At 66.9% G+C, this 26,397-nt stretch carries 28 protein-coding genes; 12 read left to right on the top strand and 16 right to left on the bottom strand.

Annotated elements, in window-relative coordinates:
- Window positions 1-2 precede the first annotated feature (2 nt).
- The 4 genes from WAQ08_RS12185 to WAQ08_RS12170 all read right to left on the bottom strand — a co-directional run bounded on the left by WAQ08_RS12185 (window position 3) and on the right by WAQ08_RS12170 (window position 2,530).
- Window positions 3-803, bottom strand: coding sequence for an MlaE family ABC transporter permease (locus WAQ08_RS12185; RefSeq protein WP_422191841.1), 801 nt, complete (start codon window positions 801-803; stop codon window positions 3-5).
- A gap of 9 nt (window positions 804-812) precedes the next feature.
- Entirely contained in the window at window positions 813-1,643 is an 831-nt protein-coding gene (locus WAQ08_RS12180) for a hypothetical protein (RefSeq protein ID WP_422191840.1), read from the bottom strand.
- 8 nt (window positions 1,644-1,651) lie between these two features.
- Window positions 1,652-2,233, bottom strand: a complete 582-nt coding sequence (locus tag WAQ08_RS12175) for a ferritin-like domain-containing protein (RefSeq protein WP_422191839.1) — start codon at window positions 2,231-2,233, stop codon at window positions 1,652-1,654.
- Window positions 2,234-2,329: 96 nt separating this feature from the next.
- Window positions 2,330-2,530 (bottom strand): CsbD family protein, encoded by a 201-nt coding sequence (locus WAQ08_RS12170; protein WP_422191838.1) that lies wholly within the window; start codon window positions 2,528-2,530, stop codon window positions 2,330-2,332.
- Window positions 2,531-2,870: 340 nt separating this feature from the next.
- Between WAQ08_RS12170 and WAQ08_RS12165 the strand changes: the two genes are divergently transcribed.
- The gene (locus WAQ08_RS12165) at window positions 2,871-3,203 is read left to right on the top strand and encodes a hypothetical protein (RefSeq protein WP_422191837.1); all 333 of its coding nucleotides are present in this window, start codon (window positions 2,871-2,873) and stop codon (window positions 3,201-3,203) included.
- Window positions 3,204-3,229: 26 nt separating this feature from the next.
- Here the strand turns inward: WAQ08_RS12165 and WAQ08_RS12160 are convergent, their stop codons facing one another.
- The 6 genes from WAQ08_RS12160 to WAQ08_RS12135 all read right to left on the bottom strand — a co-directional run bounded on the left by WAQ08_RS12160 (window position 3,230) and on the right by WAQ08_RS12135 (window position 9,874).
- On the bottom strand, window positions 3,230-4,045 hold the full coding sequence (locus WAQ08_RS12160; protein ID WP_422191836.1) for a transglycosylase domain-containing protein: 816 nt from the start codon (window positions 4,043-4,045) through the stop codon (window positions 3,230-3,232).
- Window positions 4,042-4,947, bottom strand: a complete 906-nt coding sequence (gene aroE / locus WAQ08_RS12155; protein WP_422191835.1) for a shikimate dehydrogenase — start codon at window positions 4,945-4,947, stop codon at window positions 4,042-4,044. Before aroE ends, WAQ08_RS12160 begins: the two co-directional genes overlap by 4 nt.
- The gene (locus tag WAQ08_RS12150; RefSeq protein ID WP_422191834.1) at window positions 4,944-5,819 is read right to left on the bottom strand and encodes an energy transducer TonB; all 876 of its coding nucleotides are present in this window, start codon (window positions 5,817-5,819) and stop codon (window positions 4,944-4,946) included. Before WAQ08_RS12150 ends, aroE begins: the two co-directional genes overlap by 4 nt.
- Before the next feature lie 37 nt (window positions 5,820-5,856).
- Window positions 5,857-7,926, bottom strand: a complete 2,070-nt coding sequence (locus tag WAQ08_RS12145; protein WP_422191833.1) for a ribonuclease catalytic domain-containing protein — start codon at window positions 7,924-7,926, stop codon at window positions 5,857-5,859.
- A gap of 103 nt (window positions 7,927-8,029) precedes the next feature.
- Window positions 8,030-8,653 (bottom strand): YqiA/YcfP family alpha/beta fold hydrolase, encoded by a 624-nt coding sequence (locus WAQ08_RS12140; protein WP_422191832.1) that lies wholly within the window; start codon window positions 8,651-8,653, stop codon window positions 8,030-8,032.
- 39 nt (window positions 8,654-8,692) lie between these two features.
- Window positions 8,693-9,874, bottom strand: a complete 1,182-nt coding sequence (locus WAQ08_RS12135; RefSeq protein WP_422191831.1) for a glycerophosphodiester phosphodiesterase — start codon at window positions 9,872-9,874, stop codon at window positions 8,693-8,695.
- A gap of 312 nt (window positions 9,875-10,186) precedes the next feature.
- Between WAQ08_RS12135 and gspG the strand changes: the two genes are divergently transcribed.
- From gspG to WAQ08_RS12080, 11 genes are all read left to right on the top strand, one after another.
- Complete coding sequence (gspG, locus tag WAQ08_RS12130; protein ID WP_422191830.1) at window positions 10,187-10,594, top strand: type II secretion system major pseudopilin GspG; 408 nt, start codon at window positions 10,187-10,189, stop codon at window positions 10,592-10,594.
- Window positions 10,595-10,623: 29 nt separating this feature from the next.
- The gene (locus tag WAQ08_RS12125) at window positions 10,624-11,874 is read left to right on the top strand and encodes a type II secretion system F family protein (protein WP_422191829.1); all 1,251 of its coding nucleotides are present in this window, start codon (window positions 10,624-10,626) and stop codon (window positions 11,872-11,874) included.
- Window positions 11,871-13,451: a GspE/PulE family protein gene (locus WAQ08_RS12120; protein ID WP_422191828.1), complete on the top strand. Its 1,581-nt coding sequence runs from the start codon at window positions 11,871-11,873 to the stop codon at window positions 13,449-13,451. The genes WAQ08_RS12125 and WAQ08_RS12120 overlap by 4 nt, the downstream gene beginning before the upstream one ends.
- A gap of 4 nt (window positions 13,452-13,455) precedes the next feature.
- Window positions 13,456-14,811: a hypothetical protein gene (locus WAQ08_RS12115; protein WP_422191827.1), complete on the top strand. Its 1,356-nt coding sequence runs from the start codon at window positions 13,456-13,458 to the stop codon at window positions 14,809-14,811.
- Window positions 14,808-15,407, top strand: coding sequence for a hypothetical protein (locus WAQ08_RS12110; RefSeq protein WP_422191826.1), 600 nt, complete (start codon window positions 14,808-14,810; stop codon window positions 15,405-15,407). Before WAQ08_RS12115 ends, WAQ08_RS12110 begins: the two co-directional genes overlap by 4 nt.
- Window positions 15,404-16,000, top strand: a complete 597-nt coding sequence (locus WAQ08_RS12105; RefSeq protein ID WP_422191825.1) for a hypothetical protein — start codon at window positions 15,404-15,406, stop codon at window positions 15,998-16,000. Before WAQ08_RS12110 ends, WAQ08_RS12105 begins: the two co-directional genes overlap by 4 nt.
- A 2-nt stretch (window positions 16,001-16,002) precedes the next feature.
- A complete protein-coding gene (locus WAQ08_RS12100) occupies window positions 16,003-18,198 on the top strand; it encodes a secretin N-terminal domain-containing protein (RefSeq protein ID WP_422191824.1) in 2,196 nt (731 codons plus the stop codon).
- 7 nt (window positions 18,199-18,205) lie between these two features.
- The gene (locus WAQ08_RS12095) at window positions 18,206-18,682 is read left to right on the top strand and encodes a type II secretion system protein (RefSeq protein WP_422191823.1); all 477 of its coding nucleotides are present in this window, start codon (window positions 18,206-18,208) and stop codon (window positions 18,680-18,682) included.
- Window positions 18,624-19,103: a type II secretion system protein gene (locus WAQ08_RS12090; RefSeq protein WP_422191822.1), complete on the top strand. Its 480-nt coding sequence runs from the start codon at window positions 18,624-18,626 to the stop codon at window positions 19,101-19,103. Before WAQ08_RS12095 ends, WAQ08_RS12090 begins: the two co-directional genes overlap by 59 nt.
- Entirely contained in the window at window positions 19,090-19,644 is a 555-nt protein-coding gene (locus WAQ08_RS12085; RefSeq protein WP_422191821.1) for a type II secretion system protein, read from the top strand. Before WAQ08_RS12090 ends, WAQ08_RS12085 begins: the two co-directional genes overlap by 14 nt.
- A gap of 94 nt (window positions 19,645-19,738) precedes the next feature.
- Window positions 19,739-20,578 (top strand): LuxR C-terminal-related transcriptional regulator, encoded by an 840-nt coding sequence (locus tag WAQ08_RS12080; RefSeq protein WP_422191820.1) that lies wholly within the window; start codon window positions 19,739-19,741, stop codon window positions 20,576-20,578.
- Here the strand turns inward: WAQ08_RS12080 and WAQ08_RS12075 are convergent.
- The 6 genes from WAQ08_RS12075 to WAQ08_RS12050 form a co-directional block, all read right to left on the bottom strand.
- On the bottom strand, window positions 20,575-21,186 hold the full coding sequence (locus WAQ08_RS12075) for a hypothetical protein (protein ID WP_422191819.1): 612 nt from the start codon (window positions 21,184-21,186) through the stop codon (window positions 20,575-20,577). The two genes, WAQ08_RS12080 and WAQ08_RS12075, sit on opposite strands and share 4 nt — an antisense overlap.
- A 73-nt stretch (window positions 21,187-21,259) precedes the next feature.
- Entirely contained in the window at window positions 21,260-22,984 is a 1,725-nt protein-coding gene (locus tag WAQ08_RS12070) for a putative porin (RefSeq protein WP_422191818.1), read from the bottom strand.
- Window positions 22,985-23,033: 49 nt separating this feature from the next.
- Window positions 23,034-23,720 carry a hypothetical protein gene (locus tag WAQ08_RS12065; protein ID WP_422191817.1) on the bottom strand — a complete coding sequence of 229 codons (687 nt, stop codon included), beginning with the start codon at window positions 23,718-23,720 and terminating at the stop codon, window positions 23,034-23,036.
- 1 nt (window position 23,721) lies between these two features.
- Entirely contained in the window at window positions 23,722-24,123 is a 402-nt protein-coding gene (locus tag WAQ08_RS12060; RefSeq protein ID WP_422191816.1) for an ExbD/TolR family protein, read from the bottom strand.
- Window positions 24,124-24,145: 22 nt separating this feature from the next.
- Window positions 24,146-24,553 carry an ExbD/TolR family protein gene (locus WAQ08_RS12055; RefSeq protein WP_422191815.1) on the bottom strand — a complete coding sequence of 136 codons (408 nt, stop codon included), beginning with the start codon at window positions 24,551-24,553 and terminating at the stop codon, window positions 24,146-24,148.
- Between the two features lie 13 nt (window positions 24,554-24,566).
- A complete protein-coding gene (locus WAQ08_RS12050) occupies window positions 24,567-26,273 on the bottom strand; it encodes a DUF2341 domain-containing protein (protein ID WP_422191814.1) in 1,707 nt (568 codons plus the stop codon).
- Window positions 26,274-26,397 lie beyond the last annotated feature (124 nt).

Below are 26,397 nucleotides of genomic sequence, written 5' to 3'. Positions count from 1 at the left end.
GCTCAGATGTCCAGCGCGTTGGCGCACACGGCGAAGATGGCGTCCAGCGCGATCACGCCGACGATGCCGGTGACCACGGCCTTGGTGGTGGCGCGGCCCACGCCGGCAGCATCGCGGCTGGCGGACATGCCGGCAAAGCAGCCGCCGATGGCGATCAGCACGCCGAAGACGACGGTCTTGCTCATGCCGAGCGCCACATAGCTCAGCGGGCTGGCCAGCAGCGCACGATCAAAGTAGGCCTGGGAATTGAGGTCGAGCATGGTGGTGCCCACGGCCATGCCGCCCAGCAGGCTGGCCACGCAGCCATACACGTACAGCAGGGGCATCATCACCAGCAGGGCCAGCACGCGGGGCAGCACCAGGTAGCCGATCGGGTCCAGGCCCAGCACGCGCAGGGCATCGATCTCTTCATTGGCCTGCATGGTGGCCAGTTCGGCCGCGAAGGAAGCCGCCGTGCGGCCCGAGATGACCACCGCGGTGATCACGGCCGCCATCTCACGGGTGACGGCGATGCTGACCAGATCGGCCACATAGATGCCTGCCCCGAACTTGACGAGCTGCACCGCCCCGACGAAGGCCAGGATGGCCCCCACCAGGGCGTTGACGATCATCACGATGGGCAGGGCCTGGGCGCTGGCCTCGTTGAGCACGCGAACCAGGTCAGGCTTGCGGAACTGCCAGCCCTTGAAGGCCCGCCCCGTGGCCAGCAGCACCTCTCCCAGGAAGGCCACGGGCTGCAGCCACGCGCTCAGGCGTGACTGCAATCGTTGCTTGATGGAAGGTGAGGCCCCCGGTCCTGGCATGAACCTATTCTAGAACCGCAGGCGCATGTACACGGCGGGGCCGTCGAACTCGAGGCGCACGCGGGCGGTAGAGGCATCGTCCCTCTGCTTGAGGCGGATGCGGGTGGAGGCGTATTCCGCACCGATACCCAGGTTCTTCCAGGGGAACCATTCGGCGCCGATGGCGGCATTGGTGATGGTGCCCGACAGGTCGCTGCCGTTCTTGCGCACGCCCGACAGGTCGGCATAGATGCGCACCTGCTCGGAGATCTTGCTGCGCCAGCCCAGGGTCACCAACGGTGCCCAGCCGGAATCGTCGTAGCGCTGGATGGTGGTGTAGCTGAGCGGGCCCACGCCGACAGAGGCGTTGAGCGTGGCATCGAGCTTGTAGTAGGCGGCACCCAGGCCCAGGCCGAACACGTGGTTGTTGCTGGCATCGCCGAACCACCAGCGGTACGAGAAGTTGCCGACGTCCAGCGTGGTGTCGGAAGCGATGCGGCCGGCGGCGGTGTAGTTCACGCCTTCGAACGTGAAGGGCTGCGTGATGGCGCGCGAACTCTTGTCGTTGATGCGGAAGTAGTCCACCGAGAAGCCCTGGCTCTCCATGATCAGCCAGTCCAGCTTGGCGCGCTGTACCGTCTTGTTGCCGGACAGGATCTGCTGATCACCCGTGTCGACGTTGTTGCCCGGGTCACGCACCGAGGTGTATCCCTTGATGTCGGCCTGGAAGCCGCCCAGCCAGATGCTGACGCGGTCAAGCGCTGGCGAAGGCTCGGCGCGCGCGACGCGGGGCGCCAGGCTCCACATGGCCGTGGCGGCGATGACAGCGGTGGTGAAGATGAATTTCTGATTTTTGTTCACGGTAGGCCTCATTCGAGCATGTCCTTGAGTTCGTCTGCGTGTTCCTCCTCGACGCTGAGGATGGCCTCCAGCATGCGTCGGGTGGTGGGATCCTTGTCGCCGATCAGGGCGATCATCTGGCGGTAGCTTTCGATGGCGACGCGTTCGGCCACCAGGTTGGCGCGCACCATGGCCTTCAGGTCCTTGGAGGTGTCGTACTCGGCGTGGCTGCGCTCCAGGATGCCGACGGGGTTGAAGTCGGGCTCGCCGCCGAGCTGGATGATGCGTTCGGCGATCTGGTCCGCATGGGCGGCCTCTTCATTGGCATGCACCATGAACTCCTCGGCGATCTTGGGCGAGGCCATGCCGTGCGCGGTGAAGTGGTGGCGCTTGTAGCGCAGCACGCATACCAGTTCGGTGGCCAGGGCGCCGTTGAGCAGGCGCACGATCTCGTCGCGCCAGGGGCCGTAGCTGGGCGTCACGGCGCCATCGTCCAGGCCCTTGCGGGCCGCTTCGATGGCGTCTTCGTCGAGGGACAGGGAATGCAGTGCATCGTTGGCGTTGGGGCGGCCACGCGGGGCGCTGCTCGTTCGGGGGGCTGGGTGAGACATCTCACACTCCTGAAGGTTGTCTGCTCTGTGCCGGCGGGCCGGCGGACGGGTGGATGCGGTGGCGGGGGACGGTCGCCCGCGCATCTGCCCGGGGGCTCAGTGGTAGGTGGAGGTCCAGTCGTCGACCTGGCGCTCGGCTTCTTCCTTGGCGATGCCGTAGCGCTCCTGCAGGCGGCCGACCAGCTGTTCACGGCGGCCTTCGATCTGGTCGAAGTCGTCGTCGGTCAGTTGGCCCCATTGCTCTTGCAGCTTGCCCTTGAGTTGCTTCCAATTGCCTTGCACGCGATCCCAGTTCATGGCGAGTCCTTTCGATGGATGGATGTGGGGCTGGATGTCAGGGGAGGGCGCCCGCTGCGTGCCGGTCTTGGTGCCGGCGAGGTCAGGCGAGCGTTTGATCGGACTGTAGGAACAGCCCTTCGCAGCGTCTGTAGTCAAGTGATGAAGCTGTCGTCAGCAAGCGCTGACGTGCTGTTACGCGATGGCCGTGGTGCGTCAACTTGGGGGCGGCGCGTCAGATGTGGCTGACATCGCTTTCGGCAACAGCCCTCTGCGCAAGCGTGCGGCTTTGGCGCACGATTCAGCCCAATGCCGATGAGCCGCAGAGCAACGTCGAGAGCCGAGTAGGAAGGACACCACCATGAGCGCACCCACCTGGAGCCTGAAGACAGCAGCCAGCACGCAGGACGACGATGCGTCGCTCATGCCGTACTTGTTCTACACCGTGCTGCTGGCCGTCTGGATCGTGCTGCTGACCGTGTTCTACGGCGTGATGCAGGACGCGGTGCACAGCGCCGAGAAGCGCTTGCGCGATGCCAGCGAGCGGGAGGTGGCCTTCAGCCGTTGCGACTGGAAGATCGGCAGCCAGGCCCGCAACGAATGCCGTGCGGCACTGGCAGGCTCACAGCAGCAGGCCGAGCTGCCCAGCCTGTCGTCGGACATCGAGCCCTCGCTGAACCTGGCCTACCGCTGAGGGCATTGAAGGCGCTGAGGGTTGCCTCAGGGCAGTTCGACAGCGCGCAGGCGCGCGGCGATCATATTGGATCGCAGGCGCAGGTAGCCTGAGGCGGGTGTCTTCTCGAAGCGCTTGGGCGCAGGCAGCATCACTGCCAGGCGGGCGCCTTGAATCGGGCTGAGCTGTGAGGACGGGATGTGGAAGTAGTGGTGTGAGGCCGCCTCCACACCGAACACACCTTCACCCCATTCCACGTTGTTGAGGTAGATCTCGAGGATGCGCTCCTTGCCGAGCAGGCCTTCGAGCATGAAGGTGAGGGCGAACTCCTGCCCCTTGCGCAGGAAGCTGCGCTCGCTGGAAAGGAACAGGTTCTTGGCCAGTTGCTGCGTGATGGTGGAGCCACCGATCACCTTGGGCGTGGCGCTCAGGGCCGAGGGCATCTCGGGTGCGGGGCGGCCGCGGGCCTGGGCACGCTGCACTGCCCGCTGGTGGCGCTCCATCGCCTTTTGCTTCTGGCTGTCCAGGCGCTGCTGGGCCTTGCTGTTCTTTTTCCAGGCCTTTTCCAGCGCTTCCCATTCCACGCCGCTGTGGTCGACGAAACCGGCGTCTTCCGAGGCGATCACGGCACGCTTGATCCAGGGGCTGATCTCGCCATACGGCCGCCAGCTCTGCGACCACAGGATCTGGCCCTTGTCACGCAGCAGGCGCACCATCTCGCTGCGCTGGAAGGCCGTGGATTGGGGGGCGACCACGGCCATCAGGCCGATGCGTGCCGCGAAGAAGAACTGCAGGCACAGGCCCGACAACACCAGCAGGGCCAGGATGCGCCAGGCCTGCTTGCGCCAGACGGCGCCCTTCACGTCGCGGCCTCTGGCTTGGCTTGCACGGGCGCGTCCACTTCGGCGCGCAGCAGGGCCAGCACCGGGGCAGTGTCCGGGCGCACGCCGCGCCACAGCAGAAAGCTCTCGGCCGCCTGCTCGACCAGCATGCCCAGCCCGTCGCGCCCAGTGGCGCCTTGGGCCGTGGCCCAATCCAGGAAGGGGCGTGCGGCGGGGCCGTACATCATGTCCAGGGCCAGGGCGCCGGGCTTGAGGGCCTGGGCGCCCACGGGCACCTCGCCGCCACCCAGGCTGGCGGCCGTGCCATTGATCAGCACATCGAAGTGCTCGCCCACGTCGGCCAGGGCGCACGCACGCAGAGGCACGCCGTGTTGGGCGGCCCAGGCCTGGTGCCGGTCGACCAGGGCGTGGGCCTTGTCCACGGTGCGGTTGGCCAGCACCAGTTCCAATGGGCGTTGTTCGATCAGGGGCCCGAGCACGCCGGCGCTGGCGCCGCCGGCGCCCAGCAGCAGCACGCGCCGGCCCTGCAGGGGGACACCGGCGTTGACGGTGATGTCGCGGACCAGGCCGACGCCATCGGTGTTGTCGGCCAGCCAGCCGCCTTCGGCCTGGGCGTCAAAGCGCAGGGTGTTGGCGGCCTGGGCCAGCACGGCGCGTGGCGTGTGGCGCGTGGCCATCTCGAAGGCTTCGAACTTGAACGGCACCGTCACGTTGCAGCCTCGTGCGCCCTGGGTGACGAACTCGGTCAGCGTCGGCTTGAAGGACGCCAGCGGGCACAGCAGGCGGCTGTAGTCGATGGCCTGGCCGGTCTGGGCTGCGAACAGGGCATGGATACGCGGCGAGCGGCTGTGGGCAACGGGGTTGCCGGCCACGGCATAGTGATCCACCTGCGCGGCAGGCGATGTGCTGACGGGAGCGTTCATGGGGAGGCGGTGGTGGTGGCTTCCATGCCGGCTTCGCGGGTGAAGCGGAAGCGCGAGGAGATCAGCAGCAGGTCATGGCCGGCGCGGACATCTTCCGGCACCACGCCGAAGGGGCCGGCGTTGCGCACGATGGCGGCGGCGCGGCGGTCCAGCCGCTTGTTGCCCGAGCTGCGCGTGACGATGGCATCGACGACCCGGCCCTGGCGGTCCAGCCAGACTTCCATCACCAGGTCGCCATAGAGCTTGCGGCCGTTCTCGCTGGGAAAGTTGGTGGTGCCGGCGCGTTCGACCAGGGTGCGGAACTGGCTGTAGTACAGCGCATCGGCCGATTTGAGCGTGGCCGGGCTCAGGTAGCGCTTCTTGGGGCGGGCGTTTTCTTCGTGGATGCGCTTGTCGATCTCGGCCAGCAGTTCGGTCAGCTGGCGACGCTTTTCACGGTCGGCGCGGTTGTCGTTGGCTTCCTGGGGGGCGCGGGGCTGGGGTGGGGGCAGCGCAGCCAGCTCGTCGCGGATCTGGGTGAGCAGGCGCTGCTGCTCGATCTGCATGTTCTCGATCATGCGGCGCTCGGCGTCCAGCGAATCGCCCAGCTCGCTTTGCGGCGAGGGCGGCAGTGGCGAGGTGGCACGGCCCTTGTCGGCATCGCCGCCGCCGGCCAGATTGGCCTGGGCCAGCGCCTGGGCCTTGTCGGGCTTTTGCTCGCTGGCCGCGTTGACCAGGATCACCTCCAGCGGCGTGTCCTTGAAGACACGGTTGAAGCCTTCCGGATCCACGAAACGCACCGTCAGCAGGCCCGCATGCAGGGCCACGGACACCGCCAGCGTCTTTTGCAGCAGGCTGAGCTGGCCGAGGGCAGACAGGAGCTTGTTGGGCATGGTGTCCGGAAAAGAGCTGCTGGAGGGCTTGGAAGGATCAGGCCGATGGTGCCGGCGCGTCGCCTGCGGGGGCGTCGGCATCCGTCACATCAATGGCCAGGGTCAATGGCCCTGCATTGTCCAGCACCTCATCCTCGCCTTCGGCTTCGGGATCACCCTGGGCTGTGGCGGCGGCATCGTCCAGGCGGGTCAGCAGGCTGGCGTGCACATCCAGCGTGAGCTCATCGATGCCGGTGACGCGCACGCGCACCTTGGCGTGGCGCGGCAGGCCGTCGCAGCCCAGGGCCTTGAAGACCAGGGGCAAGGTGTCGGCGCGCACCAGGCCGTTCATCATCACGGCGCAGTCCAGCTCGGTGATGCTGTTTTGTTGCAGGTACTTCAGCGTCCAGTAGCGCTCCAGGCTGGACTGGAAGCCGTTGTAGGCGCTGTAGGCCGCATCGAAGTTGGAGATGATGGCGAAGAGTTCGGCGTCCTTGGGCTTGAAGGGCGCGGCCAGCGCGGCGGTGCGGCCATGGCGGGCGCAGGCCACGATCTGCCACTGGTTGACCAGGTCCACATAGCGGCGCAGCGGCGAGGTGGCCCAGGTGTACTGCGCCACGCCCATGCCGGCGTGCGGTGCGGCCTTGGTGCCCATGCGCACCTTGATGCCGGGCTGCAGGCTGGCCTGGCTGCGGTAGATGCCGGGCACGCCGCACTCGTGCAGCCAGCCGCCCCAGGTGCTGTTGGCCAGGATCATGGCTTCGGCCACGATCAGGTCCAGCGGGGCGCCGCGCTTGCGGGTGCCGATCGCCACGTGCTCGCGGCCGGAGGGCTCCAGGCGGTCTTCCGTGGTGTTCTCGCTGCCGTCGGGCTCGACCAGCTTGAAGGTGTAGTCCGGGCGGTTGAAGGTCTCGGGCTTGCCGCGCACCACCTCGCGCTGGGCTTTCAAATGCTTGGCCAGGCGGAAGGCGAAGGCCAGCTCGGGGGCGAACCTGTAGTCGGCCGGGGCCTCGCCGGTCAGGCTGGCCTCGGTGATGGTGTCGTCGAGCTGATCGTGGCGCAGGTTGGCGGCGATGGGCACGCGCTCCAGCTTGGTTTCGCTGCCTTTGCGCTCCAGCGTGGCTTCGTCATAGGTGACGTACAGCGACACGGCGGGGCAGTCGCGCCCTTCCTGCAGGGTGTAGGTCTGCACCACCTCGTCGGGCAGCATGGTGATCTTGTGGCCCGGCATGTACACGGTGGACAGCCGGTTGCGCGCCACGCCATCGACCGGCGTGCCCGGTGCGATGGCCAGGCTGGGCGCGGCGATGTGGATGCCGTAGGTGACGGTGCCGGTGCCCAGGCCCTGCACGGACAGCGCATCGTCGATCTCGGTGGTGGCCGAATCGTCGATGGAGAAGGCCTGCACGGGCGCCAGGGGCAGTTCGTCCTTGATCGGGGGCGCGTCCAGCGCCGGGAAGCCCGTGCCCTTGGGGAAGTGTTCGAACAGGAAGCGCTTCCAGTGGAACTGGTAGGGGCTGTCGATGGCGCCGGCATCCTTGAGCAGGTCGAGCGGGGCGCGCTGCGTGGCCTTGGCGGCCTCGACCACGGCCTTGTATTCGGGGCCGTTCTTGTCGGGCTTGAACAGGATCTTGTAGAGCTGTTCCTTGATGGCGGGCGGGCAGGTGCCCTCGCCCAGCTCGCGGGCCCATTGTTCGATCTGCAGAGCGATTTGTTTTTTGCGCTCGATGGCGACCAGCGCCTGCTTGAGGATGTCTTCAGGGGCCTTGCGGAAACGGCCCTTGCCCCGGCGATGGAAGTAGTGCGGCGTGTCGAACAGGCGCATCAGCATGGCGGCCTGCTGCACGGGCGTGGCGGTGTCGCCGAAGTATTCGTTGGCCAGTTCGTCGAAGCCGAAATCCTCTTCCGGGGCGACCTCCCAGATCAGGTCCAGGTCGATCTCGGCCGCCAGGGCGGGCGCCTGCCCCAGCACCTCGGCGGGCGAAGGCTTGGCGAACTTGATCAGCACGTTGGCGGCTTTCACCTTGACGCGCTTGCCCGAATCCAGCTCGATCTGCATCGAACTGTCGGCTTCGGACATCACGCGGCCGGCGAGGAATTTGCTGGCGTCATCGAAAAGGGCAAACATCAGACGGGGGGAGTTCGGTTCTTGTCAGGACGTGATTGTCCCATTTCGGCGGGCTGCGGGCGCCACAGCACGTTCGGATGCTGTTTCATGGCGTCCGTTTGTTTCAGGCCGTGGGCGCCGCCGTTGGGTCTGGGAGCCCCAGGAAGGCCAGCAGTTCCGGCAGATGCTGCGGGAAATCGCTCACGGCATGGTCGCTGCCGTCGAGCAGCCTGATCCGGGCGCCTTCGTAGTGCGAGACCATTTCACGCCAGTCCAGCACCTCGTCGCCTTGGGCGATCAGGGCCCAGTAGCGCTCGGGGTGGCGCACCGGGTAGGGCGCCAGCGCCTCGAATTCGGTGATGAACTCGGGGCGGAAGAAGAAGCGATCGGCGGGGTTGTGAAAGGCCGTCTGCTCGCCGATGTGGCGGGCCAGGTCGCGCGCGGGGGCCACGGCAGGGTTGATCACCGCGGCGCGGCAGCCCAGGCGCTCGGCCAGCACCGTGGCGTAGAAGCCCCCCAGGGAGGAGCCGATCACCACCATGGTGTCGCGCGGCCACAGCGCCACCAGGGCCTCCATCTCGGCCACGGCCTGGCGGGGGGATGGTGGCAGTTGCGGGCAGGCCCAGGTGATGTCCAGGCCCTGTTGCTGCAGGGCCTGGACCACGGCCCCTACTTGCTGGGCCTTCGCCGAACGGGGCGAAGAGCGGAAGCCGTGCAGGTAGAGCAGGTGGGCGGGCGCATGGATCATGCAGGGATTGTCACACCCTGCAGCGCCCGCGTGGCAGGGTCAGTCGGCCGTGAACTGGTCGATCGCCTGGCGGCCCAGGAAGGGGTGGTCGGTGAACAGGCCGTCCATGCCCAGCTTGAGGAAGGCCTCGATCTGGCCGGCCAAATCGCCCAGGTCGCCCGGGTTGGCGCTGCTGTCGAACTTGTTGGGCAGGAACTGGTTTTCGGCACGGAAGGTCCAGCCGTGCACGATCAGGCCGGCGGCGTGTGCGTCCTTCACGAGGGTGGTGGGGGTGCCCAGCACACCGTCGCTCAGCGGGATCATCAGGGCGGTGTGGGCGCCGATGCCGTCGGCATAGCTGGCGATTTCCTTCAGGCCCTGGGGCTTGACGAGGTCGGCATAGGTGCGCTTGTCGCCGGCCAGGGTGAAGTCATAGGGCTGGCCGCTGTTGCTCAGCAACTGCACCAGGCGAAGCGAGGTCTTGCGTGACAAGGCCTTGAGGTTGGCCACCTCGAAGGACTGGATGAAGACCGGATCGCTCTTGCGCGTGTAGCCGTGCCTGGCCAGCGTGCGCAGCAGCGGGGCCTCCAGCGGCAGCTTGATGCTCTGGAAGTAGCTGGGGTGCTTGGTTTCTGGGTAGACGCCGATGGGCTTGAGCTTGACCACGGCGCGCAGGCCGCCTTCACGCAGGGCCTGGGCGCGGCGGCGCTCGTTGGCCTGGGCGACCAGTTCCAGCACTTCGTCGAGCGTGGGCACCTCGAACATGTTGTCGAAACGGGTGTTGGCCGTGCGCAGGGCGGGCAGGCGTTCGCGGGCGCGCAGGGTCTTGAGTTCGGCCAGCGTGAAGTCTTCGGTGAACCAGCCGGTGATGGGCAGGCCATCGATGGTGCGGGTGGTCTTGCGGCTGGCGAACTCGGGGCGGTTGGCCACATCGGTGGTGGCTTCGAGGATGCTGCCGTCGGCGTTGACGATGGCGATGGCGTTCTCGTGGCGGGCCACCAGTACGCCGTCCTTCGTGCTCACCAGATCGGGCTCGATGTAGTCGGCGCCTTGCTCGATGGCCATCCAGTAGGCGGCCAGGGTGTGCTCGGGCACGTAGCCGCTGGCGCCGCGGTGGGCGATGAGCAGGGGCTGGGCATCACGGGCGCCGATGCCGGTGGCGCAGGCGGGTGTCATGGCTGTCATCGACAGGGCGGCGGCCAAGGTCAGGGAGCTCGTCAGGGCAGCGAGAAGGCGGGGCATGGAGGTCTCCTGAGGTGAGGCATCGCCCTGGCACGAGTTCTGGGCAATCGTGGGCAATCCGGTCTGCGCTGAACGATAGAAGGCCGATGTGTCCGTACCGTGATGCCTGGCGTCACCCGCCCGGATCAGGGGCCTGGCCGGGCGTGGCCGGATGTTGTCATCAAGCTGTCAGCAATAGCTCCATAGGATCATGGTCCGTCACCAGTGGTGATCATCGCAGCTTTGATCGGCGGTGGATCCCGGTGGCCTGTTCCTGTCTTGCCTTTCCATTGACACGGCCTCTTGTGAGGCGGTGCGCTTGAACTCGTCTCTATGCAACGCTCACGCGGCTTCACCCTGCTCGAACTGCTGGTTGTCCTGGTCATCATCGGCCTGCTGGCCGGTTATGTCGGGCCCCGCTTTTTTTCGCAGATCGGCAAGTCCGAGGTCAAGACGGCCACGGCGCAACTCGATGCCTTGACCAAGGCGCTGGACCAGTATCGGCTGGACACCGGGCACTACCCCAGCACCGAGCAGGGGTTGGGGGCCTTGTGGGTCAAGCCTGGCGATGAGACACGCTGGTGGGGGCCCTACCTGCGCAAGGCGCCGCCCAAGGATCCGTGGGGCCGTGAGTACCAGTACCGAGCGCCTGGCGAGCATGGTGATTTCGACGTGTTCTCACTGGGCAAGGACGGGCGCGAAGGCGGCGATGGCGAGGACCAGGACATCACCAGTTGGTGATGGGCCGACGCACGGGCTGTGACATCACCATGAACCGCTACCGCGTCCGCCACATGGCCCTGGGTGCCATCGCCGAGCATGAGGTCGATGCTGGCCATGCGCGTGGTGTGGCCGAGGCCCTGTCGCGCCTGCTGGGCAAGCCGGTGGAGACGGGCGACCTGCTGCAGGTGCAGGCGCTGGGGCCTGGGCAAGGCCTTGCTGGCCGCGCGGCGCCGGGGCGTACGTCTGCAATGGCACCGGTGCGATCAGCGGGCGGTGACTTTCCCCGGCGCCTGTTCTGCCAGGAACTGGCTGTGCTGCTCGATGCCGGTATCCCGTTGTACGAATCGCTGATCACGCTGCGCGAGAAGGAATCGTCGGCAGGTGTGTCGGCGGTGCTGTCGGCCTTGGTCGAGGCGCTGGGCCAGGGGCAGACCTTGGCACAGGCCATGCGTGTGCAGCCGCAAGCTTTCAGCACCTTGCTGATCGCCTCCATCGAGGCCAGCCAGCGCACGGGGCACACGCCGCAGGCGCTGCGCCAGCATGCGGCCTACCTGGCCTGGGTCGATGGCCTGCGTGACAAGCTGGTGGGCGCGGCCATCTATCCGGGCATCCTGATCAGTGCGAGCCTGCTGGTGATTACCTTCCTGACCGTGTTCGTGGTGCCGCGCTTCGCGGACATCTACGAGGGCATGGGGGGCGAGCTGCCCTGGTTGTCGGGCTTGCTGCTCAAGACCGGGCAGGCCGTCGGCGCGCACCCCTGGGGCGTGCTGGCCGGGATCCTGGGCCTGGTGGGTCTGGGCGTGGTGGCCTGGCGATCACCGTCCGTGCGGGCCGCGGTGGCTGAGTGGGTGTGGCGCATGCCTGTGGTGGGTGAGCGCCTGCGCCTGGTCGAACTGGCCACGCTGTACCGCACGCTGGGCTTGCTGCTGCAGGCCGGGGTGCCGGTGGTGGCTGCCTTGCAGGCCTCCAGCGAGCTGGTCAAGCCCTCGCTGAGGCCGGCGCTGGCAGAGGCGGCGCAGCGGGTGCGTGAGGGCACGCGCCTGTCGGACAGCTTCCAGCAGCACGCGCTGACCACGCCGGTGTCCTTGCGCATGATGCGCGTGGGCGAGCACACGGGCGAGCTGGGCTCGATGCTGGAGCGTGCAGCCACCTTCTACGACGAAGAGCTGGCCCGTTTCACCGACTGGGTGGGGCGTGTGGTGAGCCCGGTGCTGATGCTGGTGATGGGCGTGCTGATCGGCGGCATCGTGGTGCTGATGTACTTGCCCATCTTTCAGGTGGCGGAGCAGATCCAATGAACGCGGTGCTGTCCGTGCAGTCCCCGGTGCATGAGGCTGTGGCCTTGCCTGATGCCGTGCCCGATTGGTCCATCTGGCCCCTGGTGCAAGCCTTGCGGCTGCGCGTGGTGGTGGGGTTGGACGGCCAGGGCTGCTGGACAGCCTGGACGCCCGATGCATCTGACCACATGCTGCGTGAAATGGTGGCACGGCGCGTGCCGCACCCTTTGCGCTGGCAGACCCTGCCCAATGAAGCGCTCGATGCCCTGCTGGCGCAAGGCGAGGCCGGCTACGAGGCCCGTGACGCGCTGCAGGCCCATGCCATCGAAGGCGATGTTGTTGACGAAGCCGCGGTGCATGAACTGTCGGTCGATGCGATCAACCGGCAGACCAGCCCGGTGGTGCGCTTGCTCGATGCCACCTTGTTCGATGCCCTCAAGGCCCAGGCCAGCGATCTGCACCTGGAGTCCACCGCCACAGGCATGACCATTCGCCACCGTCTGGACGGCGTGATGGTGGAGGTGGGTGAGGTCGGCTCGCGCGAGGTGGCCGAACAGCTGGTGTCGCGCCTGAAGGTGATGGCCGAGCTGGACATCGGTGAGCGCCGCCTGCCACAGGACGGCCGCTTCAAGCTGCGTGCTCGCCTGGGCCAGGCAGCGGGCAGCGAAGGCAGTGCCAGCAGGGATGTGGATTTCCGCGTGTCCATCATGCCGTCGAGCTTCGGTGAGGATGCCGTGCTTCGCATCCTGGACCGCTCGCGCCTGTCGGCCGACGCTTCGGCCATGACGCTGGAAGGCCTGGGCTTCGATGCCGACGATGCCAACGTGGTGCGCCGCCTGGCCGCCAAGCCCTATGGCATGTTGCTGGTCACCGGCCCCACGGGCAGCGGCAAGACCACCACGCTGTACGCCGTCGTGCAGGAGATCAACGATGGCCGCGACAAGATCATCACCATCGAGGATCCGGTGGAGTACCAACTGCCTGGCGTGGTGCAGATCCCGGTCAACGACAAGAAGGGCCTCACTTTTGCACGCGGCCTGCGCAGCATCCTGCGCCACGATCCGGACCGGGTGATGGTGGGCGAGATCCGCGATGCCGAGACCGCCCAGATCGCCTCACAGGCGGCACTGACGGGCCACCTGGTGCTGTCCACCATCCATGCCAACAACGTGTTCGACGTGGTGGGCCGCTTCATGCACATGGGGGTGGACCTCTACAACATGGTTTCTGCGCTCAATGGCGTGGTGGCCCAGCGCCTGATGCGCAAGCTGTGCACACACTGTCGTCAGCCCTGGCAGCCTGAGGTGAGTGAGCTGCGATCGGCCATGCTGCCGCTGGACACGCGTGGCGAGTTCCAGCGTGCGGTGGGGTGCGTGCACTGCCGGCACACCGGCTACCGCGGGCGCAAGGCCATTTCTGAAGTGCTGCTGATGGACGACACGCTGCGTGACCTGATCGTGTCTCGCGCCTCGCTGATCAAGATCAAGGCGCATGCACGGGCCAGCGGCACACGCTTGTTGCGCGAATCGGCCCTGGCCTGTGTGCTGCGAGGCGAATCAACGCTGGAGGAACTCAACCGTGTCACGCTGGCGGAGTGAGTTGATGGCGTTGCGCTGGCCGGTGATGCCCGGCTTGCGTGCCTGGCCGAGGCTGGGCCAGTGGCGCAGTGCCTGGCGTGAGCCTGCATGGGTGTGCCTGGTGCCCGCAGTGGATGCCGCCAGTTCGCCCATGGGCGTGCCTGTGCACGACCAGGCCCTGTTGCAGTGGCGACAGTGGTGCGAGGTTCACCCGGGCCAGCGTGTGCGCCTGGGCCTGTCCGCACGGTGGTTGCTGAGCGCGGTGGTGCCAATAGCGGGGCGGGGGGCATCAGCGCGACGTGAGGCCATGGGGGAGGCTGAGTCTCGCTGGGCGCACCTGCTGGGGTTGGATACCTCGGCCTGGCGGGAACGCTGGGCCACCCGGGCCGTGGTGTTGCCCCAGGGCATGCTGGTGTGTGCGGCACCTCGGGCTCTGCTGGACGACATGGGCGCCGTGGCACGGCATCACCACGTGAGAGCCTTGTGGATCGGCCCCTGGTGGGCGAACGGCGTGAAGGCCTGGTTGGCGCGTGGTGAGGATGCTACCCAGCCGCGCACCTTGGCCCTGCATGAGACAGGCTGGGTGGTGCACGTGCAGGCCCAGGCGGACAAGTTGACGGGGCTGTGGGCCGAACCTGTGCGTGATGACGCGCAGTCGCCAACGGTGGGTAGTGATGTGCTCCAACTGAGCATGGCGCAAGAGCCTGGTGTGCTGCTTGGTGCCAAGCATCGGCCTTCGTGGCTTGCGCGCTGCTTGCCGAGGAAGGCTGAGGCATGGTCTTCAGCGCTGGACTTCAAGAACCCCAGCCCGCGACCTGCCCCGTGGGCATGGGCACTTCTGCTGGCTGGGCTGGCCTCTGTACTGTGGATGGCCGACCAGGTCGATGCCCTGCAGACACGCCAACTGGAGGCACAGGAACAGCTCAAGCGGCTTGGGCGCGCCGACCGCATGGCCCGTGTCGAGCGCGCTGCACTGGCCCGAAGCGAGCAGGCTCAGGTGCCGCAGGCGGCTGCCAGCGCCCCCACCCTGGAATCTGCCGCAGCTGACGAGGCTGTGAGCATGGTCCGCGCACTGGCCTTCCCTTGGCCGGACATGCTGGCGCAGATGGAGCGATCAGCATCCAACGCCGGCGCGGTGATGTTGTCCATGAGCACCTCGCTGGATGACGTGGGGCGGTCCGCGGGGCCTACCTGGCGCCTGCAGGCAGCGGTGCGTGATGATGCGGCCGCACTGGGCTGGGCCGACAGCCTGCCTGCGGGAAAGCTGATCAGCCGAGCCTCGCTGGCGGCACCCTTCATGACCGCTCAGGGCGCTTATGGCTTGAAGGTCGAGGTGCAGGCGCAAAGCACCTGGATGGCCTTGATGGAGACCTCACCATGAAGGCCGATACGTTGCAGCACCTGCGGACCTGGCTGGAAAAGCTGGGCTGGCCGGGCCTTGTAGGCCTGCTGATGTTGGGCATCGCGGCCTGGACATCCTGGCAGGTGATGCCGGCGATGCAGGCGGAACTGGACGAGCGCGATGCGCAGGCCCTGCATTTGCGAGGGCAGTTGCAGGCTGCCGCCAAGACACGGGCCGTGTCCAAGGAGCCTGTCAGCCGCACGCCGGTGATCGACGAGTTGACGCCTGCCTTGCTGCGTGAAATCTGGGGCCGGACCTGGGCCTCGCTGCCGCCCAAGACCGATGCCGTGGCCCGTCAAGGGGCGGTGCTTGCGCAGGCCGGCACGCTGGGCGTGACCGTGCCGACCGTGCAGTACCGCGGTGGCGCGTTGACATCACTACCCTCGGTGTGGCGCCAGCAGATGGTGTTGCCGGTCGAGGCGAGCTATCCCGCGCTGCGGGCCTGGCTGGGCACCGTGCTGCAGGACAAAGCCATCAGCCTTGACGCGCTCGACGTGGTCCGGGCCGATCCCATGAGCGACCAGATCAAGGCGCGCGTGGCGCTGTCCGTCTGGTGGCGCGAGGAGGCCCGATGAGCGCCCGCCTCAATCCTCGTCTGGGCTGGGTGTTGCTGGCCGTGCTGGCGCTCGCGGGCTTCCTCGCGCTGCAACCCGCGCCGGATGACGATCTCAGCGTTGCGCGCCCTGATCGCCCGGAGCGGTCCGCGCCTGGGCAGATGCCGCCACAGGTTCGCCAGGATCGCACCGGTTTACCTGCACCGCAACGCGCACAGCCTGCCAGCCGATCAGCGAGCACGCCGACACCGCAGCAGGCACGTGAGCTGACCTTGTGGGCTGCAGCTTGGCAACGGCGCTCGGCCGAACCCTGGCCAGCCGCACCTGCCGATGCCCGCTGGAGTTGGGCCTCGCAGCAACTGCCACCGCCACCGCCCCCTCCGCCGCCAGTGCAAGAAGTCGTTGCCCCCATGGCGCCGGCCTTTCCTTACGCGTGGGTGGGCCGCTATGTCGATGAAACGCCCCGGGCGGTGATCGCCGGGCCCAACCGTACCTGGGTGCTGCGCCAGGGCGACGAGCTCGAAGGGCAATGGCGCGTAGGCGCCGTGGCCGAGCGCCATTTGACAGTGACCTACCTGCCCTTGAACCAGGACCAGACCGTGGCCTTGAAGTGACCATGATTCACCGTGTTTTTTCACCCCTCCTGCTGACGCTGTGCGTGTCTGCTGCCGCCTTGCTGGCAGGGTGCGCCGCGCCAGAACTCAAGCAGGCCCAGACCTTGTCCCAGGCAGGCCAGCACGAGGCCGCTCTGCTCAAGCTGAAACAGGCCTCTCAGGCCCAGCCCGATGACCTGGCCTTGCGTACCGCCTATCTCAAGCAGCGCGACAGCACTGTGGCCTACCTGCTGTACCAGGCCGAGTCGGCCCGTGCGGCCGATCAGCGCGGCGAGGTGATGGCCTTGCTCGACCGCATCGAGGCCGTCGCGCCCGGGCATCCCCGTGCCGTGTGGCTGAGGGATGAGCTGGCGCGCAGTGATCGTCAGCAGCGGTTGATCACCGAGGCCAAGCACGCGCTGGATGCCAAGCGCTGGCCCAACGCCGATGCCGCCTTGCGTGCTGTGCTGGCCGAGTCCCCCAGCCACACGGAGGCCCGCTGGCTGGTCACCCAGCTCGATGAGCAGCGTGCCGAGCAGACTCGCCAGCAAAGCTCGTTGCAGTTGGCGGCTGGTGCCAAGCCCATCACCCTGGAGTTCCGGGAAGCCGCCCTGCGCACCGTGTTCGAGACGCTGGCCCGTGCGGCCAACGTGAACTTCGTGTTCGACAAGGATGTGCGCGGTGATGCCAAGGTCACGCTCTTCCTGCGCAACACCTCCGTGGCCGAGGCCCTGCGCGTGATCCTCAATACGCAGCAGCTCGGCTCGCGTCTGCTCAATGGCAACACCGTGCTGGTGTTCCCCAACACCGTGCAGAAGCAGCGCGACCTGCTGGACACGGTCTCGCGCAGCTTCTACTTGGTCAACGCCGATCCCAAGCAGGCCCAGGCCCTGATCCGCACGGTGGCCAAAACGCGCGACATCTTCATCGACGAGCGTTTGAACATGCTGGTGGTGCGCGAGACGCCCGAGGTGATGCGCCTGATCGAGCGCCTGATCGCCGGCATCGACCTGCCCGATCCGGAGGTGGTGCTGGAGATCGAGGTGATGGAGGTGTCGAGCAAGAAGATGGTCGACATGGGCCTGACCTGGCCGACCTCCGCGAACTACGGCGTGCCCAACTCCACGGCGGCCATCACCAGCACCTCTGGTTTGCGCTGGAGTGCATCCAACCCCCTGGCCGTGGCCACGCTCCGGGGCACATCCGATGGCACCAATCTGCTGGCCAACCCGAAGATCCGGGCGCGCAACCGCGAGAAGGCCAAGATCCTGCTGGGTGAGAAGCTGCCGGTGTTCACCACCACGTCCACGGCCAATGTCGGTGTATCAGCCTCCGTGAGCTACCTGGATGTGGGCCTGAAAGTCGAGCTCGAACCGCAGGTGCAGCTGGACAACGAGGTCACCATCAAGGTGGCGTTGGAAGTGAGCAGCGTGACCGGTCGCGTGACCGGCCCTCAGGATTCGCTGGCCTACCAGGTGGGCACGCGCCAGGCCACCACCTCGCTGCGCCTGAAGGACGGCGAGACGCAGATCCTCGCAGGCCTGATCAACGACGAAGAGATCCGCAACGCAGCCGGCCTGCCCTGGCTGCATGAGCTGCCTGGTGTGGGACGCCTGTTCGGCAAGACGCAGGACCAGCGCAACAAGACCGAGGTGGTGATGCTGGTCACGCCGCGCGTGGTGCGCAACATCAGCCAGGGGCTGATGTCCTCGCTGCCCATGGCTTCGGGTACGGAGGCGCAGCCGGGGGCACCGGCCTGGATGCTCACCAGCGGTGAGGCTGGTGGATCAGTGGGCCGTGGGGGCGCGGGTGCGTTCCCTCGTGGTGGTGCAGCACCATCCTCCCGGCCCATGGCGGGCGTGTCGACCGAAGGTGTGCAACTGAGCGGTCCGGAAGAAGTGCCTCCTGGCGCGAGTTTCCAGATCACGGTGACCAACCCGGGCAAGGAGCCGCTGAGTGCTGGCCTGCTGTACGACCTGGGTAGCTTGAGCGCTGTCACGACACCAGGGGGGGCGCCTGACAATGGCCGCGTGCAGGTGGATGTGCCGGCGCTGGGCAGCCGCGCCTTCACCTTCCAGGCCCGACAGGGCACAGGTGCTGGCGAGACCAGCCTGAGCCTGGACAACGGTGCCACCGCCGGCTGGACAGTGCGCATCCTGGGTGCGCCGGATGCCAGTGCGCCTGCTGCGCCGGGTGATCCTGTACCTGAGCCTCTCTGAGCAGGACATGGCTCCCATGCGCACGCGCGGCTTCACCTTGTTGGAGATGGTCATCGTGGTGATGATCGTTGGCATCCTGGCCAGTGCCGCCGTACCCCTGGCGGCGCTGCACCAGCGGCGCCAGAACGAAGCTGATCTGCGCCAGGGGCTGCGCACCATCCGCCTGGCGCTGGATGCCTACAAGAAGGCTTGGGACCAGGGCATGATCGAGAAGAAGGCAGACGAGACCGGCTACCCGCCCACGCTCGATGTGCTGGTCACCGGCGTCACGGACATCCGCCAGAGCACGCCCAAACGCATTTACTTCCTGCGCCGTCTGCCGCGCGACCCCTTTGCCATGCCCTCCTTGCCGGCCGCGGCCACCTGGGGCCTGCGCAGTTATGCCAGCTCGTCCGAGCAGCCACAGGCTGGCGCCGATGTGTTCGATGTCTTCTCACGTGCCGATGGCACCGGGCTGGACGGCACGCCCTACCGGCAATGGTGAGGTGCCTGTGAAATCCATCGCCAGCGCCCACCCGCCTGCCAGTCATCGTCGGCGAGGCTTCACCCTGATCGAGCTGATCGTGGTGCTGGCCATCATCGGCCTGCTGGCCAGCATCGTGGCACCACGCTACACGCGCAGTGTCGAACGCGCGCGTGAAGCCTCGCTCAAGACATCGCTGGCCGTGATGCGCGATGCCATCGACAAGTTCGCGGGCGACCGGGGGCGCTACCCGGCCTCGCTCGACGAGATGGTGCAGATGGGCTACCTGCGTACCCTGCCGGAAGACCCGCTCACCGGCCGACGCGACAGTTGGGTGATGTTGCCGCCCTTGCCTAACAGCAGCATGGAGGGCGCCATGGGTGATGTGCGCAGTGGGGCGTCGGGCCGGGGGCTGGATGGCTCGCCCTATGCGAACTGGTGATCCAGGCACGTCGCGTGGGTTCACCTACCTGGCCCTGCTATGGTGGGTGGCCATCAGCGGGGTGATGCTGGCTGCATTGGGCACGCAGTGGAAACTGGAGGCCACGCGTCAGCGAGAGGCCGAACTGGTGTTTCGTGGCGGGCAGATCCAGGCGGCTTTGGCGGCTTATCAAGCCAACACCCCGGCGGGCCAGCCTAACCTGCCGCTGACCCTGACGGAGTTGCTTGACGACGAGCGGCAGGGCCCAGCCAAGCGTCATCTGCGCCGCGCCTGGGCTGACCCTGTCACCAGTCGCCCCTGGGGCCTGCTGCGCACCCAGGATGGGCGCATACGGGGCGTCTACAGCGAGTCGGCACGCTCGCCATTGACGGCTCCGGAGGGCGTTCAGGCCTATCGAGAGTGGCTGTTCGATGTGGCCGAGATCGCGCTTCCGCCGGCCGATGCTGCCTCGTCGGCGGGGCCAGCGGCACAACCTTCGCCAAGTGGGCCCTTGTCCGCTTCTCCTGGTGCAGGGCAGGGGCCCCTGTCCACGGCGAAGTAGTGCGCACACGGCGCAAGTTCCGCAGCTTTACATCCGTCAACAAACCGTCACGCGGTGTCCTGACAATGGCGCGTCCACAGGGTTGTTCATTTTCATGCAAACAAACGCCACCACGTCAGAGCCCTCCGAGTGCCTGCTGCGCATCGTGGAGGCGGCGCCGCAGGTGAGTCGGCGCTATCAGTTCTTCCTGTGGAGCCAGGCCGATCTTCAGCGCTGGTTACCGCACAAACTGTTGGTGTGCGGGGCTTACCATCGCGAGTACCGTGATCTGGTGTTCGATGTGTTCAACAGCGTACCCATCCCTGAGGCTGCGCTGCGGGGCCTGCAGTCGGCCCGGGAGCCGGCCATCGTGGCGGCCATCAAGCGATGGCATTTGCGCCGGCAGCAGCCCTGCTGGCTGCACCGTGATGAACTGCCTGCCGGTGATCCGGTGGCTGACATGATGCGTGATGCCGGTTACCAGCAACTGCTGGTGCATGGCATGAGCCGGCCGGGGCGCCCTGAAGAGATCGAGAGCATTTTCCTGTTCGGCTCGGTCGACCATGTGCGCGAGGATCAGGTTCTGACGCACATCGAGATGCTATTGCCTTGCCTGCACACGACCTACGTGCGTGTGCACACCATGGAGCGCCAGATGATTGGCATGGGCAACGCCGCAGGCTCCCATGTGGCAGGTGCTGCCATGGGCAGAACGGCCCGAAGCGGGTGTATCACCGAGCGTGAGCGCGAGATCCTGTTGTGGGTGCGTGACGGCCTGAGCAACCAGCAGATCGGCGAGAAGCTGGGCATCAGCGCGCTCACGGTGAAGAACCATGTGCAGAAAATCCTGCGCAAGCTGGGCGCGGCCAACAGGGCCCAGGCCGTGGCCAAGGCCATGAGCCTTCAGGCCTTGTCGCTGCCGTCGGGCGGCCCCCACGGCGACCGCAACCTCTAGCGTTCAGTGGTCGCGGGCTTCAGGCGGGCCGCATCGATCCGGTCCTGGTACTGGGCCTTGAAGTTTTCCAGGCGAACGCGGCTGGTCTGGATGAAGGGATCACCTTCGCCCACCACTTGCGCGATGCCCTTGCGCTCGTAGCTGGCGATCAGTTCCTGTCCGATCTGCGCGAGCTCCGCGTTGTGGCGCGTGCACTGGGCCTTGGCGTCGGTCAGCGCCTGGTTGCGGGTTTGCAGTTCTGTCTCGCTGGCCTGGGCCTTCGCTTGGGCAGCCTGCGCCTGGGCTTTGGTGTCTGACAGCTGCGCTGTCAAGGCCTGCACCTGGGCTACCAGTTTGGCGCGCTCTTCCTTCAGGGCTTCGGCTTCCTTGCCCAAGGCCGTGGCGCGAGCCGATGCTGCGCCGGACGATGTGCGCAAGCGCTTGAGTTCGCCCTGGGCATCGTCCAGTGATTTCTCGGACTGCTGGCGTGCCTGGTCGGCCTTGGTGTGCGCATCCTGCGCCTCGGCCTGTTGCTGCTGAACCTGGCGCAGCTGCAGGCGCAGGCGCTTGATCTGCTCCTGCTCCTTGTCGGGCTGGGCATGGGCGGGCATGCTGAGCAAACCGATCATCAGGGCGGAAAGGATGCTGGCATAAGATAGCCCGCCTAAGTGGCGGCGTGCAGGCTGGGATGGCATGGGGCGGTCAGAAGCGCACATTGAGGTCCACCTGCAGCGTGTTGACCTTGAAGGTCGCGTTGGGGAAGTTGCCGTTGATGGTGGAGTTGATGTTCTCCGCCGCCAGGTAGCGCACGGCGAGCGTGCTGTTGCGGTACAGCCCGTAGGTCATGCCCAGGATGTAGCCGCGCAGGTTGGTGCCGCCCAGGCCCAAATCGGTGTCGGTGAAGGCGTCCAAAACGGCGTCCGAGCCCAGGTAGCGGTAGGTGGCCTGCACCTGCCAATCGTGGGCTTCGCGCACATCGGTGGCGCCCAGGGCCAGTTTGACCTGGTAGCCATCGCGCTTGCCGCCCGGGTCCACGCCGGCATAGGCCGGGAAGGTGGCGCGGCTGCGGAAGTTCGAGGCACTGAACGCCGTGTTGTTGGCGTACTCGCCCGACAGCATGATGTTGAACGGCGCGAAGTGCGTGAACTCGGCTGCGGCCGTCAGCACCAAGGGCTTGAACTGGTAGGCCAGGCCCCAGACCGGTGCCGTGTCCAGCGCGCCCGACAGCAGCGGGTTGGTCTCAAAGACGGTGTTGCCCTTCTGGCGCAGGCCCACCGGGTACTCGTACTGGCCGTAGGTCGAGCCGGTGGGCACGCTGGTGCCCGTGATGGTGTAGTCGTTGTCGGAGCGGCCTGCAAGGTTGTTGTACTGGTAGTAGGCCAGGCCCAGCTTGACGCGGGTGCGCGCGCTCACCTCCCAGTTCGCGCCGACCTGTGCGCCCCACAGCGAGCGCGAGTTGCGGCTGGGCGGCGAGGCCTCACGCAGGGGGAAGTAGCCCAGGGTCAGGAAAGGTGCGACGCTGGCGATGGGGTCGACATGGCGGAAGGTGGCGGCGAAGCCCTCGAAGTTGAGGTTCTCGTTCCAGGTCATCTCGCTGCTGAACCAGGGGTTGGGGATGCGCCCGCCCTGGATCGTCACCCACTCCGCCGGGTCGATGCGCACGAAGGCCCGATCGACGAACAACTGGTACTTGTTGAAGTTCTGGCCCATGGTCTGGTTGGTCGAGACCCGGTCCGTGGCGTTGCCCGTGGCCAGGCGCACGCCCACGCCGATCTCGTCGGACACCTTGGCGGTCAGGCCCAGGCGCAATCGCAGGCGCTCGCGTGCACGGTCTGCGGCGGTGTCCGTCACGGGCAGCGGCAGGTTGGTGCTGGTCAGGCGGTAGGCCGCGAAATCGGGGATGCGGCTGATGCCGTTGGCGTTGTTGACTTCTGCCGCCAGGTAGGTGAGGGCGGGTGTGTTGTTGTTGCTGGCGTTGTCCTGCTGGTAGCGCACGCGCATATCGCCTTCGATGCGGATGCGGTCCACCCACGACGGCGTGGCGTTGGGCACGCCCCAGCGCTCCGCCTTGGCCTGGGCCAGCACTTCTTCCTTGACCTCGTCGCGGATCTGGTTGCGCATGCTCTCGGGCACATAGGGCACGCGCAGCACGGGCTTGCCGTTGGCGGTGGTGGTGGTCGTGGTCCCGGGTTGAGGAGCGGGCTGGCTGGCCACCGTGGCGGCGGCGCGTTGCTCGGCCGATTTCAGCAGCGCATCGGCCTTTTCGCGGCTGAGCACGCCGCTTTCAACCAGGGCGTCGATCAGGTTGCGCGTGGTCTGGCGCAGGGTTTCCAGGGCCGCGCGGTCGTCGGCGTGGGCGGCCGGTGCCGTCAGGGCCAAGGCCAGGGCCGTGAGGGCGGGCCAGCGTTGCAGTGTCTTTATGGTCATGGTGTACAGCGTCTGGGATCGTTGTTCGGGGTGCAGGCTGCTGGAGGCCTCACCCTGTCATGCGGTTGCTCACCTGCAGTCGGATGGGCTGGGGCAGGCCGGCGGGCGGTGCGTTGCGAAAGCCGCGAAACTGGCCCAGGATCTGGCGCAGGCGGGCGTCGACCTCTTGGTTGCCGGAGCTGTCATCGAGCTGGAAGCGCTCAATGCTGCCGTCGGCGCGCACCCACAGGCTCACGGGCAGCTTGTAGTCGCCGCCGCGGCGCAGGTTCTGGTCGCGGTTGAGGTACTCGTTGAGTTCGCGGCGCGCTGCGTTGCCGAAACTGTTGGAGGCGAGCTTGTCGGACAGCGTGCCGCCGCTGCCGCCGGTCATCACGGCGCCTCCCTTGTAGTCGCTGCTGACCGAGCCGGCGCTGAAGGCGCTGGGGCCATCGCCTGCCGCGCCTTCCATCTTGAGCTGTTGCGGCTCGGGCGGCGCCTCGATCTTGGGCTGCTCTTGCGGCTGAGGCTTGTTCTCTTCCGGCTTGGGCTCGGGCTTCTTCTCTTCCTTGGGGGGCGGAGGCGGCGGGGGCGTGTCGGGCAGCACCGCGATCTTCACGGTCTGCGTGCGCGGGCCCTTGGGGCTGCTGCCCAGGCTCTGGTAGATCCACCAGGCGCCCAGCACCAGGGCCAGAACGATCACGCCCGGAACGACGAAGCGCGACGGGCCAGCGCCAGAAGGGGATTCGGCAATGGCCATGTCAGGTTCCGATCCGCGAGGTGACCAGGCCCATGGGCACTTCCAGCTTGTTGCACAGGTCGATGATGGTCACCACCTGTGCGTACTGGGCCTGCGCATCGCCCTTGATCGCGACGCTCATCTTCGGGTCACGGGCCTTGGCCTGGGCCAGCTCGGATTCGAGCTGCTGCAGCGACACAGGCACGCCATTGAGCAGCACCGAACCACCGGGCATCACCTGCACCACCTTGAGCTCGTGCTTCTCGGTGGTGGGCTTGTTGCTCGGCTTGGGCATGGACACGCTCAGCCCCTGCACCGAGGCCGTGGTCATCAGGATGAAGACGACCAGCAGCACATAGGCCAGGTCCAGCATCGGCGTGACGTTGATGCTGTCGTAAGGTTTGGTTTCGTTCTGGACTTGCATGGCGTGGTTCGCGCGGGGCGCCTCATTGCAGGCGCTTGGTGGCCAGGCCGATCTCGGTGATGTCCAGCTGCTTGGCGATCTCCAGCACCTGCATCACCTTGTCGTACTGGGCGGCTGCATCGGCCTTGAGCACCACGGGCAGCGCGGGGTTGGCCGCTTTGTACTGGGCCAGGTTGTCGCGAAGCTGGTCCATGCTCACCGGGTAGGCATCCAGGTAGACCTGGCCATCGGCCGTGATGGTGATGCCGCGTGTCTGGGGCTTGGCCAGGTTGTTGGCCGCCATCGTCTTGGGCTCGGTGACGCGCACGCCCTGCACCGAGGCCGTGGTCATGATGATGAACACCACCAGCAGCACATAGGCCAGGTCCAGCATGGGCGTGACGTTGATGTCGTCATACGCCTGCAGATCACCTTTGACATCACCCGCCATGTCGTGCTCCAGCTCAGCGGGCGCCGTAGGTTTCGGCCACGCGGGTCACGAACTCATCGACGAAGATGCCCATGTCCGACGAGATGTTCTTGATGCGGGCGGCCAGATAGTTGTAGCCGAACAGCGCGGGGATGGCGACGGCCAGGCCGGCCACGGTGGCCAGCAGCGCGGCCGCGATGCCCGGGGCGATGGCGTTGACGTTGACATCACCGGCGGCGGCGATGGCCGCAAAGGTGATCATCACGCCCACGACGGTGCCCAGCAGGCCCAGGAAGGGGCCGCCCGAGATGGCGATGGTCAGCAGCACGATCTTGCTGTTGAGCGTGTGGCTCTCGCGGATCAGGTCGGCGTCGATGGCGGCCTTGACGGCGTCGATCGACGCGCCGCTCAGGGGGGCGGAGCCTTCCTTGCCCACATCGCGCTTGTGCAGTTCGCGCAGGCCGGCTTCGTACAGGCGGGCCAGCTGCGAGTGCTTGAGGTCCTTGGAGGACACGGTCAGCACATCGCGTGCTTCACGGAAGCCCACCAGGAAGCGCGAGTTGTCCTTGTCGGCGCGGCTCACCAGCACGGCCTTGTCGTACATCACCCAGAGGGCGATGGCGAACATCACGGCCAGGATCACGATCACCACCCAGGCATCGACCGTCAGGTTGTCGACCAGGATGGCGAAGTGGCCGGCCTCGCCGCCGCCTTCGGCATGGCCGGCTGTTTCGGGTGTCTCGGTGGTGGTGGCCACCAGCTTGGCATCGGCACTTTGCGCGGCGTGGGCCAGCTTGACCCAGTCGGCGCTGCGCACGGTGGTGGCCACTTCGAGCTGGTCGACCAGGCCGGTGATGCCCTGGCCCAGTTGGAACGGGCCTTCGATGGGGGCGCCGGCAGCGGGCAGATCAGCCTGGGCGGCCTGTGCACCGTTGACATAGAGCGTGAGCTTGCCGTTGCCGATGGTCACAGCCAGATGGGCCCAGGCGCCGGTGGGCAGCTCGCCCCCAGCGGCCGTGGCGGTGCCCAGCGCCGCGCTGGGCTTGCCGGCATCGAGCTTCAGGCTCACGGGGCCCTGCGAGACCAGGGTGCCTGTCACAGCCTCGGGCTTGAACCACAGGCTGATGCTGTAGGGCGCATTGGCGCCGGCCTTGAGCTTGTCGTTCGTCCAGGTCACGGCCTGGCCATCGAGCTTGCCGGAGGGGCCGATCAGGCCGGTGGTCTCACGGGCCAGTGGTGCGGCGGACTGGATGGTGTTGGTGGCGTCGGCCACCGGCTCGCTGTTCTGGCCCGAGAAGGGGAAGGCGGCGGCCATCGCGCCGTCGAACAGCGCGGCGTTGGGTGCCTCGGCTGCAGCGGCTTCGTTGCCGGCGTACACGTAGACGATGTTCTTGTCGGTGCCCGGCAGGGTGTTGGGCAACTGCACCCACACCACCGCCAGTTCGTTGACGCCATCGAAACGTTCCACCCAGTGCTTGAGCGGGGTCTTGTCATCGGCGGCGATCACGCGCAGATCAGCGCCATCGGGCTTGGCACCCAGGAAGTCGAAGTTGCCGGAGTGCAGGCGCACCGGCACCACCACGCCAGACAGGGCTTCTTTCGTTTCCACGCCTTGGGCCGAGGTGTTCAGCACGACCTTGGTGCGGTGCGTGAAGTCGCCGTTCCACCAAGCGTGTGCCAGGGAAGGCAGGGCCATGGCCGACGCCAGCAGGGCAGACGAGAGGATGCGCGGGAAATTCATGGAAAACGTCCGTCTTTCAAAGTGATCGATTATTTCGAGGGCATATGTCCTGCGTAGGGCGGGCGCCTGAGCCGAAGGGGCCATGCCCAGGCGCCGCGCGGGACACAAAAGCGTCATACAGGTG

The organism is Aquabacterium sp. (assembly GCF_049274795.1).
Lineage (GTDB): Bacteria > Pseudomonadota > Gammaproteobacteria > Burkholderiales > Burkholderiaceae_C > Aquabacterium.
The sequence above is the reverse complement of the archived record's forward strand: the minus strand, read 5'-3'. Positions and strand labels throughout refer to the sequence as shown.